The 23,251-nt window shown below is 52.0% G+C and carries 26 protein-coding genes; 7 read left to right on the forward strand and 19 right to left on the reverse strand.

Going from position 1 to position 23,251, the window contains the following annotated elements; genetic code table 11:
* Positions 1 to 142 precede the first annotated feature (142 nt).
* The gene (locus ABSG49_RS03920; RefSeq protein ID WP_424024797.1) at positions 143 to 1,267 is read left to right on the forward strand and encodes an ORC1-type DNA replication protein; all 1,125 of its coding nucleotides are present in this window, start codon (positions 143 to 145) and stop codon (positions 1,265 to 1,267) included.
* A 95-nt stretch (positions 1,268 to 1,362) separates the two neighbouring features.
* Positions 1,363 to 2,310, forward strand: coding sequence for a methenyltetrahydromethanopterin cyclohydrolase (mch, locus tag ABSG49_RS03925; protein WP_424024798.1), 948 nt, complete (start codon positions 1,363 to 1,365; stop codon positions 2,308 to 2,310).
* 656 nt (positions 2,311 to 2,966) lie between these two features.
* Here the strand turns inward: mch and ABSG49_RS03930 are convergent.
* The 14 genes from ABSG49_RS03930 to ABSG49_RS03995 all read right to left on the reverse strand — a co-directional run bounded on the left by ABSG49_RS03930 (position 2,967) and on the right by ABSG49_RS03995 (position 13,494).
* The gene (locus ABSG49_RS03930) at positions 2,967 to 3,467 is read right to left on the reverse strand and encodes a DUF350 domain-containing protein (protein WP_424024799.1); all 501 of its coding nucleotides are present in this window, start codon (positions 3,465 to 3,467) and stop codon (positions 2,967 to 2,969) included.
* 133 nt (positions 3,468 to 3,600) lie between these two features.
* Positions 3,601 to 4,239: a DUF5803 family protein gene (locus ABSG49_RS03935; protein WP_424024800.1), complete on the reverse strand. Its 639-nt coding sequence runs from the start codon at positions 4,237 to 4,239 to the stop codon at positions 3,601 to 3,603.
* Positions 4,176 to 5,381: a threonine synthase gene (thrC, locus tag ABSG49_RS03940; RefSeq protein ID WP_424025146.1), complete on the reverse strand. Its 1,206-nt coding sequence runs from the start codon at positions 5,379 to 5,381 to the stop codon at positions 4,176 to 4,178. Before thrC ends, ABSG49_RS03935 begins: the two co-directional genes overlap by 64 nt.
* A 75-nt stretch (positions 5,382 to 5,456) precedes the next feature.
* Entirely contained in the window at positions 5,457 to 6,269 is an 813-nt protein-coding gene (locus ABSG49_RS03945) for a nitrilase-related carbon-nitrogen hydrolase (protein ID WP_424024801.1), read from the reverse strand.
* Positions 6,270 to 6,282: 13 nt separating this feature from the next.
* Complete coding sequence (locus ABSG49_RS03950; RefSeq protein WP_424024802.1) at positions 6,283 to 6,483, reverse strand: hypothetical protein; 201 nt, start codon at positions 6,481 to 6,483, stop codon at positions 6,283 to 6,285.
* A 2-nt stretch (positions 6,484 to 6,485) separates the two neighbouring features.
* The gene (locus tag ABSG49_RS03955; RefSeq protein ID WP_424024803.1) at positions 6,486 to 7,136 is read right to left on the reverse strand and encodes a MarC family protein; all 651 of its coding nucleotides are present in this window, start codon (positions 7,134 to 7,136) and stop codon (positions 6,486 to 6,488) included.
* 55 nt (positions 7,137 to 7,191) lie between these two features.
* A complete protein-coding gene (gene ndk, locus ABSG49_RS03960; RefSeq protein WP_424024804.1) occupies positions 7,192 to 7,644 on the reverse strand; it encodes a nucleoside-diphosphate kinase in 453 nt (150 codons plus the stop codon).
* A gap of 7 nt (positions 7,645 to 7,651) precedes the next feature.
* The gene (locus ABSG49_RS03965; RefSeq protein ID WP_424024805.1) at positions 7,652 to 7,846 is read right to left on the reverse strand and encodes a 50S ribosomal protein L24e; all 195 of its coding nucleotides are present in this window, start codon (positions 7,844 to 7,846) and stop codon (positions 7,652 to 7,654) included.
* Positions 7,847 to 7,849: 3 nt separating this feature from the next.
* Positions 7,850 to 8,059 carry a 30S ribosomal protein S28e gene (locus ABSG49_RS03970; RefSeq protein ID WP_424024806.1) on the reverse strand — a complete coding sequence of 70 codons (210 nt, stop codon included), beginning with the start codon at positions 8,057 to 8,059 and terminating at the stop codon, positions 7,850 to 7,852.
* Positions 8,060 to 8,069: 10 nt separating this feature from the next.
* Entirely contained in the window at positions 8,070 to 8,438 is a 369-nt protein-coding gene (rpl7ae, locus tag ABSG49_RS03975; protein WP_292545078.1) for a 50S ribosomal protein L7Ae, read from the reverse strand.
* Positions 8,439 to 8,592: 154 nt separating this feature from the next.
* On the reverse strand, positions 8,593 to 10,626 hold the full coding sequence (locus tag ABSG49_RS03980) for a DUF2298 domain-containing protein (RefSeq protein ID WP_424024807.1): 2,034 nt from the start codon (positions 10,624 to 10,626) through the stop codon (positions 8,593 to 8,595).
* The gene (locus tag ABSG49_RS03985; RefSeq protein ID WP_424024808.1) at positions 10,595 to 11,569 is read right to left on the reverse strand and encodes a lysylphosphatidylglycerol synthase transmembrane domain-containing protein; all 975 of its coding nucleotides are present in this window, start codon (positions 11,567 to 11,569) and stop codon (positions 10,595 to 10,597) included. Before ABSG49_RS03985 ends, ABSG49_RS03980 begins: the two co-directional genes overlap by 32 nt.
* A complete protein-coding gene (locus tag ABSG49_RS03990) occupies positions 11,553 to 12,269 on the reverse strand; it encodes a dolichyl-phosphate beta-glucosyltransferase (protein WP_424024809.1) in 717 nt (238 codons plus the stop codon). The genes ABSG49_RS03985 and ABSG49_RS03990 overlap by 17 nt, the downstream gene beginning before the upstream one ends.
* On the reverse strand, positions 12,256 to 13,494 hold the full coding sequence (locus ABSG49_RS03995; RefSeq protein WP_424024810.1) for an NAD(P)/FAD-dependent oxidoreductase: 1,239 nt from the start codon (positions 13,492 to 13,494) through the stop codon (positions 12,256 to 12,258). Before ABSG49_RS03995 ends, ABSG49_RS03990 begins: the two co-directional genes overlap by 14 nt.
* A gap of 193 nt (positions 13,495 to 13,687) precedes the next feature.
* Here ABSG49_RS03995 and ABSG49_RS04000 point away from each other — a divergent pair, with 193 nt between their 5' ends.
* Together ABSG49_RS04000 and ABSG49_RS04005 are read left to right on the forward strand one after the other, a co-directional pair.
* Positions 13,688 to 14,866: a tubulin/FtsZ family protein gene (locus ABSG49_RS04000; protein WP_424024811.1), complete on the forward strand. Its 1,179-nt coding sequence runs from the start codon at positions 13,688 to 13,690 to the stop codon at positions 14,864 to 14,866.
* A 5-nt stretch (positions 14,867 to 14,871) separates the two neighbouring features.
* Positions 14,872 to 16,002, forward strand: a complete 1,131-nt coding sequence (locus ABSG49_RS04005) for a hypothetical protein (RefSeq protein ID WP_424024812.1) — start codon at positions 14,872 to 14,874, stop codon at positions 16,000 to 16,002.
* Positions 16,003 to 16,195: 193 nt separating this feature from the next.
* On the opposite strand, the gene ABSG49_RS04010 is transcribed toward ABSG49_RS04005, so the two are convergent.
* Genes ABSG49_RS04010 through tuf form a run of 3 tightly spaced genes read right to left on the reverse strand, consistent with a single transcriptional unit; the run spans position 16,196 to position 19,472 of the window.
* Entirely contained in the window at positions 16,196 to 17,860 is a 1,665-nt protein-coding gene (locus ABSG49_RS04010; RefSeq protein WP_424024813.1) for a flippase activity-associated protein Agl23, read from the reverse strand.
* 9 nt (positions 17,861 to 17,869) lie between these two features.
* A complete protein-coding gene (gene rpsJ / locus ABSG49_RS04015; RefSeq protein WP_319376669.1) occupies positions 17,870 to 18,178 on the reverse strand; it encodes a 30S ribosomal protein S10 in 309 nt (102 codons plus the stop codon).
* Positions 18,179 to 18,194: 16 nt separating this feature from the next.
* Positions 18,195 to 19,472 carry a translation elongation factor EF-1 subunit alpha gene (gene tuf, locus ABSG49_RS04020; protein ID WP_424024814.1) on the reverse strand — a complete coding sequence of 426 codons (1,278 nt, stop codon included), beginning with the start codon at positions 19,470 to 19,472 and terminating at the stop codon, positions 18,195 to 18,197.
* Positions 19,473 to 19,636: 164 nt separating this feature from the next.
* Between tuf and ABSG49_RS04025 the strand changes: the two genes are divergently transcribed.
* On the forward strand, positions 19,637 to 19,933 hold the full coding sequence (locus ABSG49_RS04025) for a hypothetical protein (RefSeq protein ID WP_424024815.1): 297 nt from the start codon (positions 19,637 to 19,639) through the stop codon (positions 19,931 to 19,933).
* A 460-nt stretch (positions 19,934 to 20,393) separates the two neighbouring features.
* Here ABSG49_RS04025 and cobS read toward each other — a convergent pair whose 3' ends face one another.
* A complete protein-coding gene (cobS, locus tag ABSG49_RS04030) occupies positions 20,394 to 21,104 on the reverse strand; it encodes an adenosylcobinamide-GDP ribazoletransferase (protein WP_424024816.1) in 711 nt (236 codons plus the stop codon).
* Positions 21,101 to 21,535, reverse strand: coding sequence for a phosphatidylglycerophosphatase A (locus ABSG49_RS04035; RefSeq protein WP_424024817.1), 435 nt, complete (start codon positions 21,533 to 21,535; stop codon positions 21,101 to 21,103). Before ABSG49_RS04035 ends, cobS begins: the two co-directional genes overlap by 4 nt.
* 98 nt (positions 21,536 to 21,633) lie before the next feature.
* Between ABSG49_RS04035 and cobT the strand changes: the two genes are divergently transcribed.
* Positions 21,634 to 22,644 (forward strand): nicotinate mononucleotide-dependent phosphoribosyltransferase CobT, encoded by a 1,011-nt coding sequence (cobT, locus tag ABSG49_RS04040; protein ID WP_424024818.1) that lies wholly within the window; start codon positions 21,634 to 21,636, stop codon positions 22,642 to 22,644.
* Positions 22,645 to 22,681: 37 nt separating this feature from the next.
* Positions 22,682 to 23,245 (forward strand): GMP synthase subunit A, encoded by a 564-nt coding sequence (locus ABSG49_RS04045; protein WP_424024819.1) that lies wholly within the window; start codon positions 22,682 to 22,684, stop codon positions 23,243 to 23,245.
* Positions 23,246 to 23,251: the final 6 nt, after the last annotated feature.

The raw sequence follows: 23,251 nt of genomic DNA on the forward strand, positions 1-23,251 counted from the left end.
CGCACTCAGGCTCGTTTTTTGTTTCGTGTGTTGGGCGATATAAGTTTGTCCGCACCACAAAACGCTTTTTGTAAAGAACTCCTATCCTTCCGGGGACTGTTAATCAATGCAGTTAATACCGATCGCGTAGAGGTGTAGTGAGATGAAAAAGAACCTGCTGATGTGGGACGAGACGCTGTTCAGGGATCCCGAGGTGCTGGAGATCGATTACGTTCCTGAGCAGTTCGAGTTCCGGGACGACCAGATGCGGGAGCTGGCGTTCCAGATCAATCCCGGGCTCCGCGGCGGCAGGCCGATGAACAGCGTCTGCAAGGGCCTGCCCGGCACAGGAAAGACCACGAGCATCCGGAAGCTCTTCCAGGAGATAGAGGAGACCACCAAGAAGCTCGTGCCGGTCTACATTAACTGCCAGATTGACAATACCAAGTTTGCCATTATCTCCCAGATCTACAAGAAACTCGTCGGCCACCTGCCCCCCTCCTCCGGCACATCGTTCAAGCAGGTCTTCGATGCGGTCGCCCGTCACCTGAAAAAGGAGGAGATCGTCCTGCTTGTCGCGCTCGACGATGCGAATTACCTCCTCTACGAGAACGAGATCAACAAAGTGCTCTACACGCTGCTGCGCTCGCATGAGACGTATGAGGGCACCCGGATCGGGGTGATTGTCATCATCAGCGATATGGACGTAGACCTCACCCGTGCCGTGGACGCCCGGGTCGCATCGGTCTTCCGGCCCACCGAGATCTACTTCCCTCCCTATGGCGATGCGGAAGTGCGGGAGATCATGAAGGCCCGCGTGATGCATGGCCTGTTCTCCGGTGTCCTTCCCGAGGAGCTGCTGGACCTTGTGGTCGAGCAGACCTTAAAGAGCGGGGACCTCCGGGTCGGGATTGACCTCCTCAAGCGTGCAACGCTTTCCGCAGAACGGGCAGCACGGCGCAACATCGAGCGGGACGACATCTGCGGGGCATACGAGATCTCCCGGTATCTCCACCTCGCGTATACGGTTAAGACCCTCAAGGGAGAGGAACGCCAGATCCTCCAATCGCTCGCAGAGCGGAGCCGGAAAGAGCATGAGATGAACGCCGGGGATGTGTACAAGTCCGTCAAGGAATCACTCTCGATCGGGTACACGCGGTTCTACGAGATCGTCAAGAAACTGGATGCAGTGCGCCTCATCAATCTGCAGTACCGCGAGGGCAAGGGCAGGACACGGATCATCACCCTCCGCTACGACCCGGTAAAGGTGCTGGAATACCTCTCCTGACGGCGAACTCGTATCACGACGTAATATCATGACGCAATATTTGAAAAATATTATCTATTCCCAGACCCTCTGTAATAATGCAGGGGTTTTCTATAATGCTGAGTGTTAACGAACTGGCACTGGAAATTTTTGATAATCTGGCAGATCTGGCCGAGGAATTCAACTGCGCCTACCATGAACTGGACAATGGCGCACGTATCGTCGATTGTGGTGTAAGCGTCCGCGGTGGCTATGCTGCCGGCAGGGCCTTCACTGAGATCTGCATGGGTGGTCTGGGGGAAGTCAACTTCCGGATGGGCGAGATCAAGGGCATCCCGATGCCTTTCATCGACGTGAACACGGATTTCCCGTCCATCTCATGTCTTGGCGCACAGAAAGCGGGCTGGACTGTGAAGGTTGGCAACTACTTCGCCATGGGTAGCGGCCCGGCACGGGCCCTCTCGCTCAAGCCGAAGCACACCTTCGAAGTCATCGAGTACGAGGACGATTATGATTGTGCCGTCATCTGTCTCGAGAGCGATCACCTCCCGAATGCGGATGTCATGAACAAGATCGCCGAGGAATGCCATGTTGACGTGGCAAATGTTTGTGCGGTCGTTGCACCAACCGCGTCCATGGTCGGCTCGATCCAGGTTTCGGGGCGCTGTGTCGAGACTGCAATTTACAAGCTCAACGAGCTCGGGTTCGATACCAAGAAGATCATCGCCGCGATGGGAACCGCACCTATTCCACCGGTTAAGAAGGACGCGACGAAGGCGATGGGCACGACGAACGACGCGACCATCTATCACGGCAGGATCTCGCTGACCATGAAGGCTCCCGAGATCAAGGACTATCTTGAAAAGATCCCGAGCAACAAGTCCAAGGGTTACGGCAAGCCGTTCTACGAGATCTTCAAGGAAGCCAAGTTCGATTTCTACCAGATCGATACCTCGCTCTTTTCGCCGGCCGAAGTCATTATCAACGAGCTCACTGAAGGTGTTGTTTACCATGTCGGTGCGGTTAACCCTGAAGTCACCCTGAAGTCATTCGGGTACCAGTAAATTCAGAATACTATCTTTTCTTATTCCGTTCTGCTCCATAATTTCCTGGTAGTATCCGCTGCTCCTTCAATCCGCTCTGATCATCCGGTTTGTCTGGTTGTACATGCGGTGCAGTTCTCCTGATCTTGTCACCTGTATCCAGTATTGTCCTGCACCACAACACTCCAACCATCTGCACCAGATCGCGTTCAGCTCAATCCCATAACCCATCGATATAAAGGCGCTCAAGATTGTCCAACCGACCCATGTGATCGCGTTTGAAATTCTTTAATCGACCCCACTGATCGCGTTCTGAATTTTTCAAACGCGATCACGATCGCGTTCGAAAACCAAAAAAATCTCCACAGGAAAGAAAGGTATATCAGACGTAAGGGCCTTCAGGTCATATGCAATGATCGCGTTTTATTTTTTTCAATCGCGATCACTTTCGTGCTTGAAAATTTTTGTTCGACCCTACTGATCGTGATTACAAATTTTTCATCGCGATCATAAGTGCGTTACAAAATCGTTCCGGAGCAGGTATGCTTGCGGGAAAAACCGAAAAAACACCCTAAGTCTGCTGCACCAGAATTTGATGTGAATACGGGGCGGCTGCACCAGCACTATGAAATCCTGAAGCGGCAGCATTACACGATTACGACAAAAAAGGAAAATAATTAGGCCAGAGCCGCAGTGATGCCAATAACACCGGACTGTATGATCCAAGCTACTGCAATAATCACGCCGCCCATCTCGAGCGCAACGGCAACATTGCCCTTCTTGAGCTCCTCGAATTCCTCGACACCCTTGGTCAGCTTGTCAAGGAGTATCAGCGCAAGGTAGATTGATCCGACTGAAAGGACAATCCCAGCGAGAAGCTGGAAGATTGAGAGACCAATGGTGAGCAGGCCGTCGGTTGAAAAGAGCCCGACAGCGAGCGCCTTGCTGATGCCTGACGAAAGGCCGCTGACACCGGATTCGACAACGAGGGCAATGGCAACAAAGACCGCTGCGACAATAATGCCGACGGCTGTATTACCCTTTGCAAGTTCCTTTTCCTCATCAATGTCCTTGGTGATCTTGCCGAGCACTGCGAAGCCGATATACAGGGCGACAACTGCAAAGATAAGGGCAACGATCAGCTGGACAATTCCTACTGCTGCATTTTCAAGAAGCATGGATAATCCTCTTTTTTCTATTTTGTTGGAGATAGTGCCGTATATACGTTTCTTTCCTTCTCCCGTGCCGTATGACGTGGAAAAGGGAAATTTTCCGATAGGGATTTCCGTAATAAAACGGGTCTAAAAAAAATTACTCGATCTTCTTCATCGACAGGATGTAGGGAATGATAACGAGGACCAATACAAGAATGCCCATGAACTGCAGGAAGAACCAGAGGATCTCTTCCTGTCCAGGATCATAGAACCGTACATTGAACATGACCGTTTTGTTCCACTGTACCGTGGTCGTGTTGTCGGCATACCGGGTCACGTTCGCGCCCTGGCTGATGCCAGCAAGGAGCGGGTTGCGCACATCGAATTCCTGGGGAATGGTCACGTTCACGTGATAAGGCTGGGTGAATGTACCTTGCAGGTTATTGTCGTGGAGCGGTGCAAGATAGGAGACCGTATAGTTCCCCTTCTCAAACTCGATCGATGAAGGAGCTCCCCAAGATCGGCTCCAGTTATACTTGCACGGGGAACAGTCGCCGGAAAGCTGCACATCTGCAACCTGCACCGGGACACTCTCCCCCATGAACCCAACATCGGCAAACTCGTAGCGGGAAATATCCGTTACTTCAATTACCGCCCGGTATGTCGAACCGTTCGGCAGGACCGCATAGTCTGCCGAGAGCGCCGCTGCGGCAGGGATGACTGCAAGGACAATTACAAGTGCAGTGCAGAGAGCAGCGAAGGCAGGTCCGCGTTGATCTCGATCGGGGGTTCGCATTGTTTGATCACCGTGTCCGGGTCTTTTAGGAGATGGCCGGTAACAATGCAGACAATCCGCTCGTTCCGGTCGATCATGCCATTCTCCGCCAGTTTGCGGATGCCGGCTACAGAAGCTGCTGAGGCCGGCTCCACACCGATCCCCTCCTTACGCGCAAGGTCCCGCTGCATCCAGAGGATCTCGTTATCAGTTACGGACTCGGCGAGCCCGCCGGTCTTCCGTATTGCCGTCAGGGCCTTTTCCGCATTGACCGGTGCGCCAATCCGTATTGCTGTTGCAACGGTCTCGGGATGCAGTTCCGGCACTACTTCGGGCAGGTTCTCGCGGATTGCATGGACCACGGGACTCGAACCCTGGGCCTGGATCCCGGTCATCATCGGGAGCCGGTCGATGAATCCCAGTTCCTGCAGCTCCAGCAGTCCCTTATAGACCGCCGAGATATTGCCTGCATTGCCTACCGGCAGGACGAACCGGTCCGGCACGCCGCCAAGCTGGTCGACCGCCTCAAACCCTATCGTCTTCTGCCCCTCAAGCCGGTAGGGATTGATGGAATTGAGCAGGTACAGCCCGTGGGAGAGGCAGAGATCGTGGACCATCTCGAGGGCACGGTCGAAGTTGCCCCGGACGGAGATGACCTTTGCACCGTGCATGAGGGCCTGTGCGACCTTGCCAATCGCCACCTTGCCGGCTGGGAGCAGGACGACTGCAGGGATGCCGGCCTTTGCGGCATAAACAGCGAGGCTGGCTGACGTGTTTCCGGTGCTTGCGCATGCGACGCTCCTTTTCCCGAGCTGGAGTGCCATCGAGACCCCGACGGTCATGCCCCGGTCCTTGAACGAGCCGGAAGGGTTCATCCCCTCGTGTTTTGCATAAAGGTGGGGAATGCCCATCTCTTCGCCGAGTTTTTTCAGGTGATAAAGAGGGGTACCGCCCTCCTGCAGGGTAACCGGCTCGATGCGGACGGGCAGCAGCTCCTTGTATCTCCAGACAGAAAGGGGTCGCTTGTCCCATGCGGCCCGGGTGACGTGGATCTCATCAAGCGGGTATTTCACGGCAAGGAGGTGACCACATTTTGTACAATTATACAGGATCTCGTCAGCGGGATAGGTGGCTCCACAGTTGACGCATTCGAGATGGTACATGGAATAGTATTGGTCTTCTTTACACATATAGGCGTGCGGTTTTCCGGATGGGAAGCCTGTTATCATCAACCGGTGTCAGCGATCCTCATTGGATAATACACGGTAGACCTCTTCTTTTCGGTCCTTTGCTACCGGGAAGGAAGCCCGTGCCGTCATAACAACCTCCGGGTCGAGGTCACAGAAGAGCAGTTGTTCCGCCTCGTTTGCCCTGCTGATGATGGTTCCATGTGGGTCAGCAGTCATAGAGGCACCAGAGTAAGGGTCGATCGGACTTTGACCTGTTGTATTCACGCCAATGATATACATCTGGTTTTCTAAGGCCCGTGCCTGAATAAAGAGCTCCCAGTGCCTGATGCGGGTATGAGGCCATGCGGCCGGAACAAAAACGGCCTGCACACCCTTCCGGGCATAGAGCCTGAAGAGATCGGGAAACCGCAGGTCATAGCAGATGGCAATACCACAGGTAAGCGAATCAAGGGTAAACATGCCCAGATCTGTACCCGGCGAGTTTCCTTCCTGCTCATGTCCGAATGAGAACAGGTGCATCTTTGCATAGGTTGTAAGAATCCTGCCATCACTGCCAATAACCACAGCAGTATTTTTTGGGAGGGTATCATTTGCCTGTCGGAATGATCCCAGGATACCAATCCCGTAATCTTTCGCATATGCTTGAAGGGATGATACGATGCTCCCATGAATATTCTGGATATTTTTGCGGGGGAGCGGGTCCCAGCCGGTAGCGAACTGCTCGGGAAAACAGACGAGCGCCGCACCGGAGGATGCGGCATGCCTGACAAACACTTCAGCTTTCTGCAATGTTCTTTCAGGGTCTTCCCAGACGCTCGCGATCTGGGCACTGCATATCCTGATTACCGTGGAATCACCCATAAAAATGTCTTTTTCAGATCGGGAAAGGGCTTTGCGGCGTATTACAGACAACGAGGACTGCGCTCATGACGATTAGTACGGCGGTTGTCAGGAAAAGGAACGAGGCCATATGTACTGTAATGCCCATGAGCAGAGCTCCAATAATGGTACCGGTGACAGTGATACTGCTGCCGATCAGCACCAGATCAACCGATATTAGATCCCAGTCCCCCATTCTTATCCTCCGGTCAGCATGGGGAACGCCAGCTTGATGCCATTGATGACAAACTGCACGGCGATCGCGATGAGCAGCATACCCATCAGGCGGTTGATCGCCCGGTATTCCCTCTGGCCTACCCGTTTTATGATATAATCTGAATTCCGCATCATATAATACGTGATCACGATTGACACCGCGATTGCGATAAAGACGACAGCAATGGCAATCGGTGTCATGACGATCGCCTCGTTCATCATGACGATGGTTGTAGTGATGGCTCCCGGCCCCGCGATCATCGGGATCGCGAGGGGCATGATGGCAACATCATCATTCTCCCGGGATTCATACTTCTCGGTTGCAGTCAGTTTGGTCCGGGATGTCCTGGCATAAACCATCTCCATACCTATGCCAAACAACAGGATTCCACCGGCGATACGGAACGCCTCAAGGCCAATGCCGAAGAGCTGGAGGATCCATGCACCAAGCACGGCCACAAAAAGGAGGATCAGGAGGGCAAACCGGCAGGAATCTCTGGCAATTGTATGCCGGGCAGGTTTATCAAGGCCAGTCGTTAAGGAAACATAAACGAGGGTGGCACCAAGCGGATTTACGATAATCAGTATCGAAGAAAAAGTCAGCAGCGTAAAACTGAGCAAATCCCCGGCCATTATGGATAGTGCGGTGCGGAAGGCTAATAGAGATTATGGTCTAAAAAAGGAAAGATCAGTATTCGTATAACACGGATTCGTCGATCCGCGTATAAGTGAATACTTCGTTGTTTTTGAAATGGATGCCGATCTCGCGGGCTGCACTTTCCGGGGAATCGGATGCATGGATCACATTCCTGCCGATGTCAATGCCGAAGTCGCCCCGGATCGTGCCGGGTGCCGCTTCCTGGGGGTTCGTGGAACCGATCGCCTTGCGGACGATCGCAACCACATTCCTGCCCTCCCAGACCATGAGGAAACACGGACCCCCCATGATATACTGCTTCAGCGATGGGAAGAACGGTTTTGAAAGGTGTTCCTTGTACTGCTCAGTCACCCGTGGCTCAGGTAATTTCTCGAACCGTGCTGCAACGAGCTTGAGACCTTTTTCCTCAAGCCGGGAGACAATCCCGCCAACCAGACCGCGCTGGACCCCGTCGGGCTTGACCATCACAAAGGTGCGGTCCATAGCAGAATCACTCCTTCTTGTTACCCGCTTTCCTGCCTGCGGTGGTCCACTCAACGCGGCGTGGAACACGGCCGAGCTTGTGGTTGTTCTGGCACTTCGTGCAGCAGAAGAAGAAGATGGTCCCATCTTTCTTCACGAACATCTTGCCGGTGCCGGGCTCGAGCTGGTGGCCGCAGAAACTGCAGACATGTTGTTCGACCATCGTTTACCGCCTCGACATTTTCTTCGCTTCACGCTCGGTTTCGAGGAGCATGATGACATCCCCTTCACGGATCGGGCCCACGGTGTTGCGGGTGATGATCCGTCCCTTGTTGCTGCCGTCGAGGATGCGGCACTTGACCTGCATTGCCTCACCGTGCATGCCGGTCGAACCTATAACCTCGATCACTTCGGCTGGCGTTGCATCATCTGCCATAACAGAACCCTCACGCCTTCAGCGCGGTAAGCTGCTTGGCAAGGTCATCGATCGTCTCTTTTGCCTTGCCGGGCTTGACGATAGCTGCCGCGGCAGAGCCTACATCGAGGCCGCTTGCGGCACCGATGTCATTCTGCTTGTTGATGAAGATATAGGGAACCTTCTTCTCTTCGCAGAGCGGGGCAAGGTGCATCACAATCTCTTCGGGCTCAACGTCCGCACCAATCAGCACAAGCGCTGCAATACTGCGCTCAATGGCTTTGGTTGCCTCGTTGGATCCCTTCTTGATCTTACCCGTATCTCTTGCAACTTCAAGGGCTTCGAGCGCCTTGTTCTGGAGCTCCTCTGGAGCCTCTGTTTTAACGTAACCTTTTGCCATAACTCACCTCATTCAGGAGTGTATGCTCCTTCATTACTCATCAGTAAATAATGATGTAGCCATATCAGTTCGACAGGAACGGAAATAAATGTTTGTGCCACGGCGTGATCGGGTTGTGTGAATCCCGGATCTCATGGGAGAAGCGGAGAGTGGATTATCCCGAAAGACGGTAAATCTCTGTGTTATCCGCTGAATATACTTTCGTGAGGCCGGTACCCGGGAGGGTGACATTGTAACGCTCGCGTTCCGCGTCCCCGACATACAACAGGGTTGCATTGTATTTTTTCATGAGCGGGATGGTCATGTCCGGTTCTTCGTAGATTTCCCGGATATCCGCTTTCCTCGTGGTAAACCAGCCGGCATCGTCGCCTCTCCACATAAATTCATGGAAAGGCTGGCCGATGATTGCGGGGATACCGGTAAAGGACGAGACCCGCGAATAATACGTGTAATCGCCCCCTTCCGCCTCTACGATGCGTTCGTTACCGGGAAGAGCCCTGAGGTACGCAATTGCTCCCGCGTCTCCTGGATGGGTAGTGGAGAGATAGGCAAGCCCATCGAGCGTCCCGGTCCCGTATCCCGACTGATACCTCACTGAAAAGGGCGCTGCAAAAAGCAGGCATACGACTATCACGGAGATGATGATCGTAGTACGGGCAGGTAGGACCGGTACCCGGTTCCATGACGAGAGCCACTGTCCCATCTTCACGAATGCAGCGGTGCCGAGCATCAGCCAGGCGGGGAGATAGCACTTGAAGACCGTGTTCATCCGGAAATAAGCCTCCCCCATATTGTCTTTCATATAAAAGAGTTCGCAGACGACGAGGATCGTAAGGCCGAAAACAGCGAGGAGGTCTGTAAAGTCCCGGTCTTCTTTAACCGCAAAATATACGAGTGGGATGATGGCGATTGCTGCTGCAGTGTACCCTGCAACCACAAACGGCAGGGCTACGAGCAGGAGCCACGGCCTCTTACGGACCTCCGGTACCAGCAGGGCAAAGAAAATGGCAATAAAGATCCCGTTGACAAAGAGGAACTGAAGGGGATCTGATGGTGTCTGGACAAAGGCAACCGCACCGGTATTGGTCTTGAGCTGGAGGTAGAACGGCAGGTAGCAGAGGATTGATACTGGAGGGACCGCGAGCAGGAACACCCATGCGGACCGGTCGATGGTCGTGCGGTTCCTCCAGAGAATGAGAAAACCGATAACGAGGACAATGGGGGCATAGATGAGCACGTCCCACGTATTGAAGAGCGGCATCGAACCAAGGCTGATGGCGATGAGGGCCATCACCATCCCCTTTGCAGTACGGTTTAATGTCTCCCAACGCCGATACACGAAGAGGAGGAGGAAGATCAGGAAGATCTGGTTAAAGATCGATATGACGTGGGCATGGACATCTCCCCAGACAAACGAGAAGAGCGGATATTCGTTGATGGTATTTGTGATGGTCCTTGTGCCCAGCCACGACAGAGACGGATCATAGGCCGGGTTCACAGCTCTTCCGGTAATGAGCTGGAAGATAAGTGCGGGATTGGGCAATATGAGGACGATAAGCGGAAGCCACCGGAAGCGATCGAGAAGGAGCGTCCCGATTGCGTAAAGGCTTACCGCCGAGAGGGCAAAGACCGTAGGCAGGGAGAGGTTGAACGCGATAGTGGATGGTACGCCGCTGACGATGGCCAGGCACCCCAGCATCCAGTACCCGAGATAGTAATAGACATTCAGGGAACCTCCGGCAAACCACGGGTCAAGGGGCGGGACGACCGGGCTCCTGATAACCGACGCAAGGAACCCGTGGTCCATGAACTTTTCCGCGTACGAGATCGTCGGGTTGACAAACCGGACGTCCAGCATGAGGAAGAAGCAGACCAGGAAGAGCGCCTCCCAGTGCCATTCCGCTTTCAGTTCATCGATCCGGTAGGCATGATGGTACAGATGCCAGGTTGCAAGACCGAGAAACGGGAGGAGCGCTGCATGAATGGGGAGTTGCGCGAGGCCACAGTACCAGGATACGAGGGTAAATATGAGCAATGAAACAGGGAATGCGACGGGAAAAGCAAAGCTGCCGAATGTCTTCTTCAGGGAAGGATACACTGCAAGCTGTAGCAGTGTAAGGACAACGAGCCAGCTGAGTACGGCGATAACCTGCTGTTCAGGAGGTATCAGGCTTCTTCCCTCCCCCAAATTTCGTATTGAATGCCTCTTTGATACTCGGCATAACCCAGTCGCCGAAGTAGTAGATCGATACGATGCCTCCGGCAAGGGTGATGAGGTTCTTGATTAAGTGATCGATAACAGCAATCAAAGTTGCAACTGCAGGATCGACCCCGGCAAGCTCGAATGTCACGGCCAGTGAGAGTTCATAGGTGCCGATACCCCCGGGTGTAAGCGGAACCGCTTTTACAAGGTTACCGATAACAACCGCCAGCACAATGGTAGCAAAGGGAACCTGCTGTTCAAACATCATCACTACGGCAAAGCAGGCAAGGATGTCAAGGAGCCAGATTACGATCGAGGAAGTCCCAAGGGTGGCAATGGAACGAAGGGTGAGCGAGGCCCGCTTGATCTCATGGAGCATGTTGAGGATAATGACGATGTACTTGTTCTTTGAGGAAAATTTCCCGACAAAGAGCAGGAAGATAAAAAAAACGACCCCGGCAACAAGCGGCACGATGATCAGGGTCATGAACCATGCTGGTACATTGAGAACAAACACGATCGAGATCGCCCCGAGAAGTGCAACCGTGAAAATATCGAAGACCCGTTCTACGACGAGCGAGGAAACTCCCTCGGAATATGTGGTGTTGTATTCGTGCTTCAGGATGAATACACGGACGAAATCCCCGAGCCGGGCAGGGACGACAAGATTAACAGTCTGGCTGACAAAGATACATGCCGTTGATACCGTGATCCCGACAGAATAGTTTAGGCTTCTGAGAATCGTGTGGTATCTCCACCCGCGGAGCCACCAGGCACTGAGGCAGATCACAATCCCAAGGAGAAGATATGCCGGTATGATATGTTGGAGTGCGACAAGGAGTTCGTCCCTGACGTTGTAGAGCATATAGCCTACGATGCCAATGGCTATGAGCGTCGGGACGACGATTGTACTAATTTTTCGATACATGGATCTGCCACCACAACCGGAGGATTGCTTCGCCCATCGTAAAGACATCCTTTACTTTGACCGTTGTCCCTTTGCCCGTACGCCAGCGCACGGCAAATTCCCTGACCCGGTAGCGGTTCCTCTGGGCACGTACAAGAATTTCAGTGTCCCAGAACCAGTGATTGTCCCTTATGGAAGACAGGATTGGCAATATACGTTCCCGGTTGAACGCCTTGAACCCGCACTGGTGATCGTAAACCCTGCTGGACAGAAACAATCGCACGAGGAAATTGTATGACCGGCTCGCAATTTCACGGCCACCGGTACGGACAATGTTGCTGTCGGGAAGAAGCCTCGAGCCGGTGGAAATATCATAACCCTCGCGGATTGCTCCGATAAGCTCCGGGAGATGCTGCATATCCGTCGCGAGATCAACGTCAAAGTAACAAACGATTGATCCTTGAGCATCCCTGATAGCCCTGTTCAATGCTCGTCCCCGCCCTTGGCGTGCATCGCTGTGGAGGAGACGTATACGGGGGTCACTCTTACGATATTCCTTGACGAATTCAGCGCTTCCGTCATTGCTTCCATCCTCTGCAATAAGGATCTCGAAGGCAGGCGTAATTCTGGAGAGGGTCTCTACAGAGACGGGGAGTGCCGTCTCCAGTGAAAACCGATCGTTGTACACCGGGATGATAGCGGATACTTCAGGTTTTGTCATGCAGCCCCCGTTGTCTGATGCATTCTGCTACTTCGTTTCCTGCCCGTATTGATCCCTCCATGCTGCGCTCAGGATAATTTGTCCGCGAGAACATGCCAGCCATGTAGAGGCCTGCCTGTTCGTAACCGGGAATGAGGGAACGATACCCTGTTGTAAAAACGGGCCCTGCCCACGGGTCTATCGCCATCCGGTGCCAGTGGATCTCATGCTCGGAAACAGAAAATTTCCGGCAGAAATCAGTAATCATCCGTTTGTCGATCTGAGCCTGGATAGTTCCGGAGAAATAGGACGCAAGGTAGACGATGTGTTCCCCATACCGCTCCCACGGTATGAAATTCGTATGGGAGACGACTGCACCATAGGGTGCGGAGTCCTTCATGTTCAGCCAGTATATCCCGTTCGTTACCTGACGGTCCATTGCAAGAGTCAGGCAGGCTGCACCCTGGTAAGGGGTATGTGGCAAGGCTGGTCCCCCTATCCGTTCCAGTTCCTGGGGCGGTATGGTGGAGATCACGGCATCGAACCGGGTGCCGTTGAGCGTCCAGACACTTCCGTCACGTGAAAGGGAAGATGACGGGGTTTGTTTCTCTATCTTTCCGCCTTTTCGGGTTACGGCAGACTCCAGCGCCCCGATGATCTGGTGGAACCCCCCGTTCAGATATCCCAGCCTCTCCCCGGATACGCCCCTGTTTGACCGGATGGCAATGCGGCTGATCAGCCATGCAGCGGAGACTTCGTTTCTCCGGTCACCGAATTTGCTTTTCAGAAGAGGCTCAAAAAACGATGAATATACATTGGTTCCAAGGTTTTCGATGATATACTGGTCAGCAGGGATGTCATCGAGCGCGGTGAGATCAATCTTTTTCGCCCTCAACACGAGCCAGGCCAGTTTTGTTTTGTCAAGGAGCGTGAGTTCCGGGTAGGCCAGGATCTCCCGCGGGGTATTCAGCGGAAAAATCCGGTTCCGGGCAAAATACCCCGTTGTCCCGTTCATCCATTCCAGCTTGTCGGAGACCCCGATCTCTTTCAGGAGTGCGAACAGTGCCGTATCTGAGGAGAAGCAGTGGTGGTAATACCGCTCGATCCAATAGTCGTTCATATTGTAGGATGAGAGACAACCCCCGAGATAGGGCATTTTTTCGAAGAGTACTACCTCGTGCTCTCCCGCAACTGCATGGGCTGCGACAAGTCCGGTCAATCCTCCCCCGATAATCCCGATCTTCATAGCTGGTAATCTATAGTACTTTTGGGGGCGAAATGAAAAAGGCTCCGGAAAAAACGCCGGATTTGTGGTTGCTACCTCGAAGATCTTATAAGAAGGTTTTTGAACTGCTGAAATAAAGGTTCATATCAGCAAAAGGACTTAAAAGAATTAAAAGAAAATAAGTATCTGTTAGCCCATTGGATGGTGTCACCGGATGCGGGTATTTTTCATAGGATTTGGCCAGGCTGGCGGCAAAATTGTCGATATGTTCATCGAGCAGGACAAGAAGCTCGGGACGAACAGCTTCAGAGGCATTGCCGTCAATACCGCGCGAACGGACCTGATGGGATTAAAAAACATCGAGATGAAGGACAGGATCCTCATAGGCCAAACGATGGTCAAGGGTCACGGTGTAGGCACCGACAACGTGACCGGGGCCCGTGTTACTGCCGATGAAATTGATAGTATCATCAGCGCCATTGACATCCGGGGAACCCACGACGTGGATGCATTTGTCATTGTTGCAGGACTGGGGGGAGGCACCGGTTCCGGCGGATCTCCCGTGCTCGCCCGCCATCTCAAGCGCATTTACCGTGAACCTGTATATGCCCTTGGCATCATTCCCGCACCCGAGGAAGGGAGGCTCTATTCTTACAATGCAGCCCGAAGTCTTACAACACTGGTGAATGAATGTGATAATACTTTTATTTTCGATAATAGTGCCTGGAAAAATGAGGGCGAGAGTGTCAAATCGGCGTTCCAGCGCCTGAACAATGAGGTTGTGAGACGGTTTGGCGTTCTCTTCCGGGCCGGTGAAGTGAGCCGGATGGGCGTCGGTGAGATGGTGGTTGACTCAAGTGAGATCATCAACACCCTCCGTGGCGGCGGTATCACCTCAGTCGGTTATGCGATCAGTGAAGTGATGAGCAAACGCACTAAAGAGCAGAAGGGGATCTTTGGTGGCTTAAAAGACAAATTTGGGCCCAAGAAGGAGGCAAGCGAGCAGGTATTGCTCGGTGAGGACCGGTCAGCCAAGATCGTTGCCCTTGTGCGCCGGGCGATGCTCGGGCGGCTGACCCTCCCCTGTGATTACTCAACGGCGGAGCGTGCGCTGGTTCTCCTTGCCGGACCTCCTGATGAGATGGATCGTAAGGGTGTTGAGAAGGCAAAGAGCTGGGTGGAAGAAAATATTGCCGGCGTTGAAGTGCGTGGTGGGGATTATCCTGTCAACAGCGAGTACGTGGCTGCCGTCGTGATGCTGGCGACCGTTGGCAATGCACCGAGAATCAAGGAACTCCTTGATATCGCAAAAGAAACAAAAGAAGATGTTATTAAGTCAAAAGAGAAAAAATCGAGTATGTTTGAAGAAGGGATTGATCCTTTGTTTGAGTGAGGTTGATGATGAGAGGATTAACGAAACTGATTATTCTTGCAGTTATTGCTTTAATATTATGCATTCCTGCTGTATCGGCATTTTCTGTTGAAGGGATGACAATTGACCCCTCCGGATCTCTGACGCCCAGCACTCCAGTTACGGTTTCATTCAAGGTCGGGTTTTCGGCGACATCGGACGTCACGTTTCCCGCCGGAAGTGATCTGGTGCTGACAACAGATCTGACGAACCCGAAATGGACCTACACACTAATTCTGGATGGTGTTGAAAATCCCCGGAACCCCGTTGGCGGAAAAACGCTCGACCTGAGTGGTTTCGAACTTTCCTATCCTTCGAAGGTAGATGAGTCTCTCCGTATCACTCTTGAAGGTACCACACCGACGGTGGATACGACCACTGAAAAGATCATGGTTAACGTCAAGGAAGTGGACACTAATGGAAATACTGTTACCAGTTCAATGGTCAATAAAACCGCGCTCATTATCAATACCGGTGATGTAACAAAAGCAGTATCAGATAAAAACACCAACCTCCAGACACTTCGATCTGATATCGATGAAAAAAGTGCCATTGGTATAGATACATCGGCAGCTGAAACATACTATAATGATGCCCAAGCTAAAATCACAACAGCCACATCAAGGCCTGCAACACAATATACTGATGCCTTGAATGACCTGACAGCTGCACAAGCATCTCTCGATGCTGGTGAAACAGCAGTTGACAAGGCATGGGCAGAGAGTGAAGTGGCAAACGCACAGGTCCCGATTAATAATGCCGATGCTGTCATTGCATGGTTCAAAGGTAACCAGAGTACCGCAAACGATGCACAGCTTTCGGCCATTGTCGCGAAAAGGGAAGTTGCGGTGGAATATATTTCAAATGCAAATGACGCGATCACCAGCGGGAATTTTGATCAGGCCCGTTCCAAGGCTTCTGATGCCTTTTCTAAAGGCAATGAATCCTACACCGATGCACTGGCTCGCCAGAAGCAACTGATGTCCGGATGGCAATTACCCTCACTTCCGACACTACCGGGTGGCATATTCCTTATCATCGGTGTGATTGTTGTCGTACTTGCTGTAGTCGGTGTGATCATCTACCGTAAACGCTCACGCTGGGACGAGCTCGGTTAATCCCTTCAATACCGCATTCTCTTTTTCCCTGTAACCCTTGGGAAAACGTTGATTATTTCCGGGATATGCAGGTGAAATCATCTCGGAATACAGGAATTTATCTATCCCTCCAGAAACAGGAGATGTCAATTACCCGCGCCGATAGACAAAACAATTGTAATTTTGTGATGGTGATACAAGGAAACGGAGCCCGTTACCCGGCTCTGTGCAGAGTGAAGACGTCAATGTTGATGCTGCCCATTTTACCGTCACGGTGGAGATAGTAATCGGGTAATCTTTGGTTGTTATCATAGAAGGAGAACCAGTATGACAACTTGTACGTCTTTTTATCATATCCCGCGATCGAAGGCAGACTCTCTGTATCGTGAAGGATAATGACCCCCGGATGATTTTCCGTGAGTTCCTTTTCCTCCGGAACTGTACTGTAAAGCGTGATCTTATTCCACCTGTCCCCACGGAAATACCATGGAAGCGGCCAGTAATCCTTGGATGCAATGACAATCCTGTCAGAGGCATCCATGAGTTGCATCACTTCACGCATATCCTCAGAATTCTGAACCTGGACAATGGGTTCGTTGATATCTGCCGGAATGAAAGCAACATGCCAGGTCATGACAATAAGGAATATGCACCCGAGAAGGGCGATTGCAGTTTTCTGCCAGTTGAGTTTATACACGGCGACAAAACACATCGGAAGGAGCTGGGGGATGATGAGCCAGGGTACTTTTTCACCGATATATGCATAGAATGCCATGGTCAGGAGCATCCAATACGCACAGAACCTGAAAAAATCCTCTGATTTTGATCCTGACTGTTGCGTTTTTTTCAACTGATCGATGCTTATTGCGGCCAGGTCACTGGTGGAAAGCTGGAAGTGGCGGTTGGCAATCCAGTTTTTCAGACGCCGGTAGAACAATGAAAGACCGGAACCTGAAAACAGGATCTGGATCGTTCCTATTGTCGCAAGGATAAATATTGGCAGTTCATAGAGCAAATCTAGTGGAATATAATAAAACCAAGGCCCCCCTAGGCGCTGCTCATTATGCATCGCTATCCAGTGGTCAATGGCCTGGTACCACCCGGTTGTTGTGATCTCAAAATGAACTCCATTCGTTGCCACACTGAAGTTTTGTCCTACGATAGTTTCGGTATGCCCACCAAATCCCGTATAAAGAGTACAACAGAGAGCAACGACCAGAAGAATACATACAATGAGATCCTGTTTCCACCGCAAAGGCAGGGTATACCGGCCCTGCCATATGGTAAAAAGGAAGTATGATGCAAAGATAAGCAGGATAACTGGCATCTCCTCCTTGCAACAGAGTGCCCCTGCTGTTGCAACTGCTGCGATGAGGGCGAAACGGAACTGCCCCCGTTCGAAGTAATAGAACAGGGCAACGACAAGCAGGAAGGTGAAGAAGAGCATGAAGATATCATGCCGGAGGAACCGGGAGAAATATACCATGTCGGGAGAAATGGCGATAAAGAGACTTGCCAGCAGGGTCTGGTTCCGGTTGATGTACCCGATACGATAAATGCAGTAAACAAGGGGGATCAGCAGGACCCCGAACAGTGCAGGCAGCAACCGTGCAACCAGATCCGAGGCACCGAATGCAGAGAACATCCCGGCTGTGACGAAATAGAGGAATGGCCCGTGATAACTCGGGTCGTATGCCCAGGTGCTTTTCGTCAATAACTGGTATGAAAACCATGAATGGATGGCCTCATCATGATGAAACAATTTAAGATCAAGTTGCCAGAACCGTAAGAATATGGCAATAATGAAGATCAAAAGAAAAACACGTTCAAACGTAAAAAATTGTCTGATTTTATGGGAAAAAAGAGCGGCCTGCTGCACGCCGCACCCTCAACTCTCTAAAACAATCTCAATGCCGATATCTTTTGGCACCTGAATGCGCATCAGCTGGCGGAGTGCACGCTCATCTGCATCAATGTCAATGAGGCGCTTGTGGACACGGAGCTGCCAGCGGTCCCATGTGGCAGTTCCCTCACCATCAGGACTCTTGCGGATTGGTACAACCAGCCGTTTGGTTGGAAGCGGTATCGGGCCGGCCAGATTCACACCTGTGCGTTCTGCAATCTCCCGTATCCTGTCACAGACCATCTCAACTTTCTTGAAGTCCGTTCCTGTCAGGCGAATTCTGGCTTTCTGCATGGTACCCACCAAAAAATTATCTCATCTGTTTTGGCTGGATGGCAATACACATACCGGCGGCAATCGTCTGACCCATATCCCGGACAGCAAACCTGCCGAGCTGCGGAAGTTCCTTGACGTTCTCGATGACCATCGGTTTGGTCGGCTTGATGACGACTATGGCTGCGTCACCGGACTTGAGGAACGTGGGGTTCTCTTCCTTGGTCTGGCCGGTACGGGGGTCGAGTTTCTTCTTGAGCTCGATGAATGTGCAGGCAGTCTGGGTCGTGTGGCAGTGGAATACCGGAGTATACCCGACCGTCAGGGCACTCGGATGCTGGAGCACGACGATCTGTGCAGTAAATTCATCTGCAACGGTCGGGGGTGCCTCGGCAGGCCCGCAGACATCGCCGCGGCGGATGTCGCCCTTGCCGATACCGCGGACGTTGAACCCGACGTTGTCACCGGGAATTGCCTGCGGGATCTCTTCGTGGTGCATTTCGATGGACTTGATTTCCCCATCCTTGTTGGCGGGCATGAAGGAGACTTTCATTCCCTTCTTCATGATGCCGGTCTCAACACGGCCGACCGGCACAGTACCGATACCGCTGATGCTGTAAACATCCTGAATCGGCAGGCGCAGGGGCTTGTCGGTTGGTTTTGCCGGCTCCTTAAAGGTGTCGAGTGCTGCAATCAGTGGCAGTCCTTTATACCACGGGGTTTCTGGGCTGTTTACCTTGATGTTGACGCCCTGAAGAGAGCTAACCGGAATGAAAAGAGTCTCTTCCGGTTTGTACCCTACAATCTTGATGAGATCTGAGAGATCCTTCTTGACTTCGTTGAACCGCTTCTCATCATACTTTACCGCGTCCATTTTGTTGATTGCGATGATGATCTGTGTAATGCCCAGAGTTCTTGCAAGGAATACGTGCTCCTTGGTCTGCTCCATGACGCCATCGGGAGCTGCGACAACGAGCACAGCAGCATCGGCCTGGGATGCACCGGTGATCATGTTCTTGACGAAGTCTCTGTGGCCTGGGCAGTCCACGACCGTGAAGTAGAACTTGGCAGTGTCGAACCGCTTGTGGGCGATATCGATGGTGATACCTCTCTCACGCTCTTCCTTGAGGTTGTCCATAACCCATGCAAATTCAAAGGTTGCCTTACCCTTGGACTCCGCTTCTTTGCGGTAGCCTTCGATGATGTGTGCCGGTACAGCGCCGGTCTCGAACATCATTCGTCCGACGGTGGTTGACTTTCCGTGGTCGATGTGGCCAATAATAGCCAGATTCATATGGGGCTTGTCAGATGCCATTTACGTGATCCTCCAAATGTGGGACTGTCCGCTTACAGTCAGTTTATGCGAGTATTACTTATATGAGAGTCATCTATTTAAATTATTTCGATTGACCGGGCGGATTTTTCGGTGTAAATAGTGCATCGACAACATCATATCGGATGCCCGAAAACTATCATTGTATGAAGACATTGCCGCTCCAGCGTGATGAGAAAAAAAATCGGGTCAGTGTTTCCTGTACGGATGGAGATGTATCCGTATACAGCCACTGCGCGTACTGCAGGCACTGCAAGGGTGTGCGGGAGGGGAACCGGGTTGTACCAACTCCCCAGATGCAGGTGCTCAATGACATACGGCGGGGGGTTGCAGGAGATGAAAACCTGATGAATGCCGCGATGATGTTCAATACGCTCATACGGGATGGTTCAGGAATTGAATGTGACGATGATGGAAACAGCGGATATCTCGGTCTCTACTAATAAATGAGTTCCGCAACTCTTAATGCCCGGATTTTCACACCATACAATGAAGATATGAGACTCCTTCTCAAAACTGTTTTTTTCGTCTTTGAATTTTTTACTACTGATGTTCTGATAATAAAGATCATCTGCGCCCAACCTAATGGAAAAAAATCTCAGACAACCCCCTCAAAAAATTTCAGCGGAGTCTGATCGATCGTATCCCTCCCCCATCCTGACAAATTGAACTGGTGTTAGTTGTACATCCAACAGTTGGATAATTATCCACCTGTTGGCAGGTTTACTGACACCTCACTATCGCGATTGAAATTTTTCCCGACACTACCTCTGCAACCAATCCTGAAAACTGATCTAAAAACTTACACGAAGTTCACGAGGTTCGGACCCAGCGCATGAACAAAGGTCATGCTCCCCTCCTTATGCCATGTCTTCGGAGTGGGGATATTTTCCTAGCCAAAAATCAGAGAAGTGCAATCCCCACGATCACCAGCGCCCGGGTTATCTCATTGGATGCACCGGCAACATCGCCGTTCACTCCCCCAAAGAGCCGCTGGGAAATCCCCAGAAGGATCACCGGACAGAGGAACATGAGGATCATGGCGCCAAATATTTTTACCGGTGCAACCGGCAGGAGAAAAAGCGGCAGGCACAACAGGAAGGAAACAGCCGGGAAACCGGGCTGCGCGAAGCGGTGGAGATAACTGTGCATGCCCTCCTTGAAGGGTGTACCGTACGCGGTCAGGAATGCCATGGAAAACTTTGCGCAGACTTCTCCGATGATCAGTGCGCATGCGATCGCAGCGGTCTCCTGCAGACCGGCAAACAGGAGGAGTGTCACAGCGATCCCGAGTGCAATAGCCCCGGCGCCAACATTCCGGTCTGTGAGTGCCCGGATACGTTTTTCCCGGTCACCCTGTGCCATCAGTCCGTCGCCAAAGTCCAGCAATCCGTCAAAGTGATGTGCACCGGTGATCAGAATGATGAGGGCAACAGCAACCGCTGCAGCAATCGTCTGGTTTGCGATAAAGTAAACCGGCAGTGCAACCAGAGCACCGATTACATACCCTGCAACGGGATACAGGTAGGAACGTCTGGCGAAATGCTCGAGATCCTGCGCTTTCCCGAGGGGCAGGACCGTTGTAAACTGCAGTAATGAAAGAATTGTCTTCATAAGGATTCGCTGTAGAGCCGTGATGTGCAACCCGCGATCAGCCCGGCAACAGCGTCATCGAGGAACGGCCCAAGTTTTGCAAGGATACCGGGTTTTTTCTGGTCGTACCGGGTAAATTCGAAACGGGCATAGGTTCCCCCGATACATTCTGCAATTGCCATCCCGAGAATTTCATCACTGAGCAGGAATAGGGGGTCATCTGCGATCTCGGAGTTTTTTCGCTTGGTATACAATTCGTCCTCGAGGAGGATGGCGCCGAGGAGCAGGGATGCCACATTGGGATCATCCAGATATTTTTTTATTTTCTTCCTGATTTCAGTTGCCGCCTGGTCATCCGGCATTCCATGGGAGACATAGAGTCCCATCGCAGCAGAGACCATGTCATCAATCGTAATACCGTAACTCTGCAGCCGTTGTTCTATCTCAAACATATCAATAGGAGTTGTACTGATTGAGCTATTATATCGTTGTGGATTTTATTTATCGATAGATTCAACCTTTCATAGTGAGAATTTATACGTTGATTGTTATGGGATTCCTCTCGGAAAAGCCCTCACTTTTCTTTACAAAACCGGTTTTTTGCGGCATTCTTGCCAACACCCTGCTGTCCACGGTCCCGGGGGTCTCCGGCGCCGGTCCAACTCCTGAAAAAACCCTGCTCACGCCGATACTTGATGCGGAACTCATTGCAACCGGTACAGTCACCAGTCATCCTTTTAAGCCAAATACGCCGACCGGCTGCCCGACGCCCTCATCTATCACCCGGGCAATGGTCTCCCTTTGCGGGCTCCAGCCCCTGTTTGTCAACGCCGGCCTCCGGCACACCCCGACGGTCCCGTGCTACGATGTCTATGGGATGGTTGGCGAAGACCCCCGGTTCCGTGATGCAGTTCCCCGTGCGCACGCCCTCGTCAGTCACGGGGAAACCTTAGGGAAATTCCTCTCACCGTACAGCGATCTTCTTGTCATCGGGGAATGCGTGCCGGGCGGAACAACTACTGCCCTCTGCGTTCTGCGTGCACTGGGATATGATGCAGCGGTGAGCAGCAGTTTCATCGATAATCCTCTCTCCATAAAGGAGGATATATGCTCCAAGGCACTTGGACGAATTACTGCTGATGAGGTAACCACACCTCTGGATATCATCCGTTATACCGGTGATCCTATGATGCCTGTGGCTGCGGGGATGATCAAATCCTATACCGGGAATATCCTGCTTGCCGGCGGCACCCAGATGTTATCCGTCGCGGCACTCGCGAAGGCAATGGGGATGACCCCGCCTGCTGTTGTAACCACTTCCTATGTACGGGATGATCCCACCGCCAATGTGGATTACCTTGCCAGCCGGATCGGCGCACGTATTTTTTACGTAGATCCCGGGTTTGGGACACTCGGCCATGCCGGTCTTGCAAGGTACTGTATTGGGGAGGTCAAGGAAGGGTTCGGAGCCGGTGGTGCCATGTGCCTTGCATATCTCATGGGGCATTCCGAAGAATCTATCCGGGAACGAATACTTTCTGTTGTAAATGCCTGCAGCTGAACAGACTTATAGGATTCCAGAATAAATATTTAGAGCAATGCTTCCGATCTACGTGGTTAATAATTTCGGACAGTTCAACCATCTCATCCATAGGGCACTGCGGGACCTTGATATTGATGCAGCCCTCATTCCCAATACGACTCCTCCCGAAGAGATCAGGGAGGAGTGTCGCGGTATAATTTTGGGGGGGGGACCGGCGATTGAGCGTGCCGGAAACTGCAGCCAGTATCTGGATCTGGGATTACCGGTTCTGGGTATTTGCCTCGGTCTTCACATTATTGCCAACCGGTTCGGTGGAAAAGTGCATACGGGGCAGAGTGGAGGATATGGCCCGGTTGGTGTTGAGATCTGCGAAACCGATGAAATTCTTATTGGATACCCGAAAAAAATGAATGTCTGGGCATCTCATGCGGATGAAGTATCCCAGATACCGGAAGGATTCACTCTCCTTGCCCGGTCATCCATCTGTAATAATGAAGCAATTGCACTCCCAAAAAAACATATTTACGGTCTCCAGTGGCACCCGGAAGTCAGTCACACCTTTGAGGGAAAACGTGTTTTTGAGAATTTCAATGGTATAACCTTGGAAAACAAGACGTAATTCTTC

The organism is Methanoregula sp. (genome assembly GCF_049510175.1).
Classification (GTDB): Archaea; Halobacteriota; Methanomicrobia; order Methanomicrobiales; family Methanospirillaceae; genus Methanoregula.

Excerpts from the sequence above, each read along its gene's own strand:
- ABSG49_RS03920 (WP_424024797.1), top strand. The coding sequence starts at position 143 with ATGAAAAAGAACCTGCTGATGTGGGACGAGACGCTGTTCAGGGATCCC.
- mch (WP_424024798.1), top strand. The coding sequence starts at position 1,363 with ATGCTGAGTGTTAACGAACTGGCACTGGAAATTTTTGATAATCTGGCA.
- ABSG49_RS03930 (WP_424024799.1), bottom strand. The coding sequence starts at position 3,467 with ATGCTTCTTGAAAATGCAGCAGTAGGAATTGTCCAGCTGATCGTTGCC.
- ABSG49_RS03935 (WP_424024800.1), bottom strand. The coding sequence starts at position 4,239 with ATGCGAACCCCCGATCGAGATCAACGCGGACCTGCCTTCGCTGCTCTC.
- thrC (WP_424025146.1), bottom strand. The coding sequence starts at position 5,381 with ATGTACCATCTCGAATGCGTCAACTGTGGAGCCACCTATCCCGCTGAC.
- ABSG49_RS03945 (WP_424024801.1), bottom strand. The coding sequence starts at position 6,269 with ATGGGTGATTCCACGGTAATCAGGATATGCAGTGCCCAGATCGCGAGC.
- ABSG49_RS03950 (WP_424024802.1), bottom strand. The coding sequence starts at position 6,483 with ATGGGGGACTGGGATCTAATATCGGTTGATCTGGTGCTGATCGGCAGC.
- ABSG49_RS03955 (WP_424024803.1), bottom strand. The coding sequence starts at position 7,136 with ATGGCCGGGGATTTGCTCAGTTTTACGCTGCTGACTTTTTCTTCGATA.
- ndk (WP_424024804.1), bottom strand. The coding sequence starts at position 7,644 with ATGGACCGCACCTTTGTGATGGTCAAGCCCGACGGGGTCCAGCGCGGT.
- ABSG49_RS03965 (WP_424024805.1), bottom strand. The coding sequence starts at position 7,846 with ATGGTCGAACAACATGTCTGCAGTTTCTGCGGCCACCAGCTCGAGCCC.
- ABSG49_RS03970 (WP_424024806.1), bottom strand. The coding sequence starts at position 8,059 with ATGGCAGATGATGCAACGCCAGCCGAAGTGATCGAGGTTATAGGTTCG.
- rpl7ae (WP_292545078.1), bottom strand. The coding sequence starts at position 8,438 with ATGGCAAAAGGTTACGTTAAAACAGAGGCTCCAGAGGAGCTCCAGAAC.
- ABSG49_RS03985 (WP_424024808.1), bottom strand. The coding sequence starts at position 11,569 with ATGTATCGAAAAATTAGTACAATCGTCGTCCCGACGCTCATAGCCATT.
- ABSG49_RS03990 (WP_424024809.1), bottom strand. The coding sequence starts at position 12,269 with ATGACAAAACCTGAAGTATCCGCTATCATCCCGGTGTACAACGATCGG.
- ABSG49_RS03995 (WP_424024810.1), bottom strand. The coding sequence starts at position 13,494 with ATGAAGATCGGGATTATCGGGGGAGGATTGACCGGACTTGTCGCAGCC.
- ABSG49_RS04000 (WP_424024811.1), top strand. The coding sequence starts at position 13,688 with ATGCGGGTATTTTTCATAGGATTTGGCCAGGCTGGCGGCAAAATTGTC.
- ABSG49_RS04005 (WP_424024812.1), top strand. The coding sequence starts at position 14,872 with ATGATGAGAGGATTAACGAAACTGATTATTCTTGCAGTTATTGCTTTA.
- rpsJ (WP_319376669.1), bottom strand. The coding sequence starts at position 18,178 with ATGCAGAAAGCCAGAATTCGCCTGACAGGAACGGACTTCAAGAAAGTT.
- tuf (WP_424024814.1), bottom strand. The coding sequence starts at position 19,472 with ATGGCATCTGACAAGCCCCATATGAATCTGGCTATTATTGGCCACATC.
- ABSG49_RS04025 (WP_424024815.1), top strand. The coding sequence starts at position 19,637 with ATGAAGACATTGCCGCTCCAGCGTGATGAGAAAAAAAATCGGGTCAGT.
- cobS (WP_424024816.1), bottom strand. The coding sequence starts at position 21,104 with ATGAAGACAATTCTTTCATTACTGCAGTTTACAACGGTCCTGCCCCTC.
- ABSG49_RS04035 (WP_424024817.1), bottom strand. The coding sequence starts at position 21,535 with ATGTTTGAGATAGAACAACGGCTGCAGAGTTACGGTATTACGATTGAT.
- cobT (WP_424024818.1), top strand. The coding sequence starts at position 21,634 with ATGGGATTCCTCTCGGAAAAGCCCTCACTTTTCTTTACAAAACCGGTT.
- ABSG49_RS04045 (WP_424024819.1), top strand. The coding sequence starts at position 22,682 with ATGCTTCCGATCTACGTGGTTAATAATTTCGGACAGTTCAACCATCTC.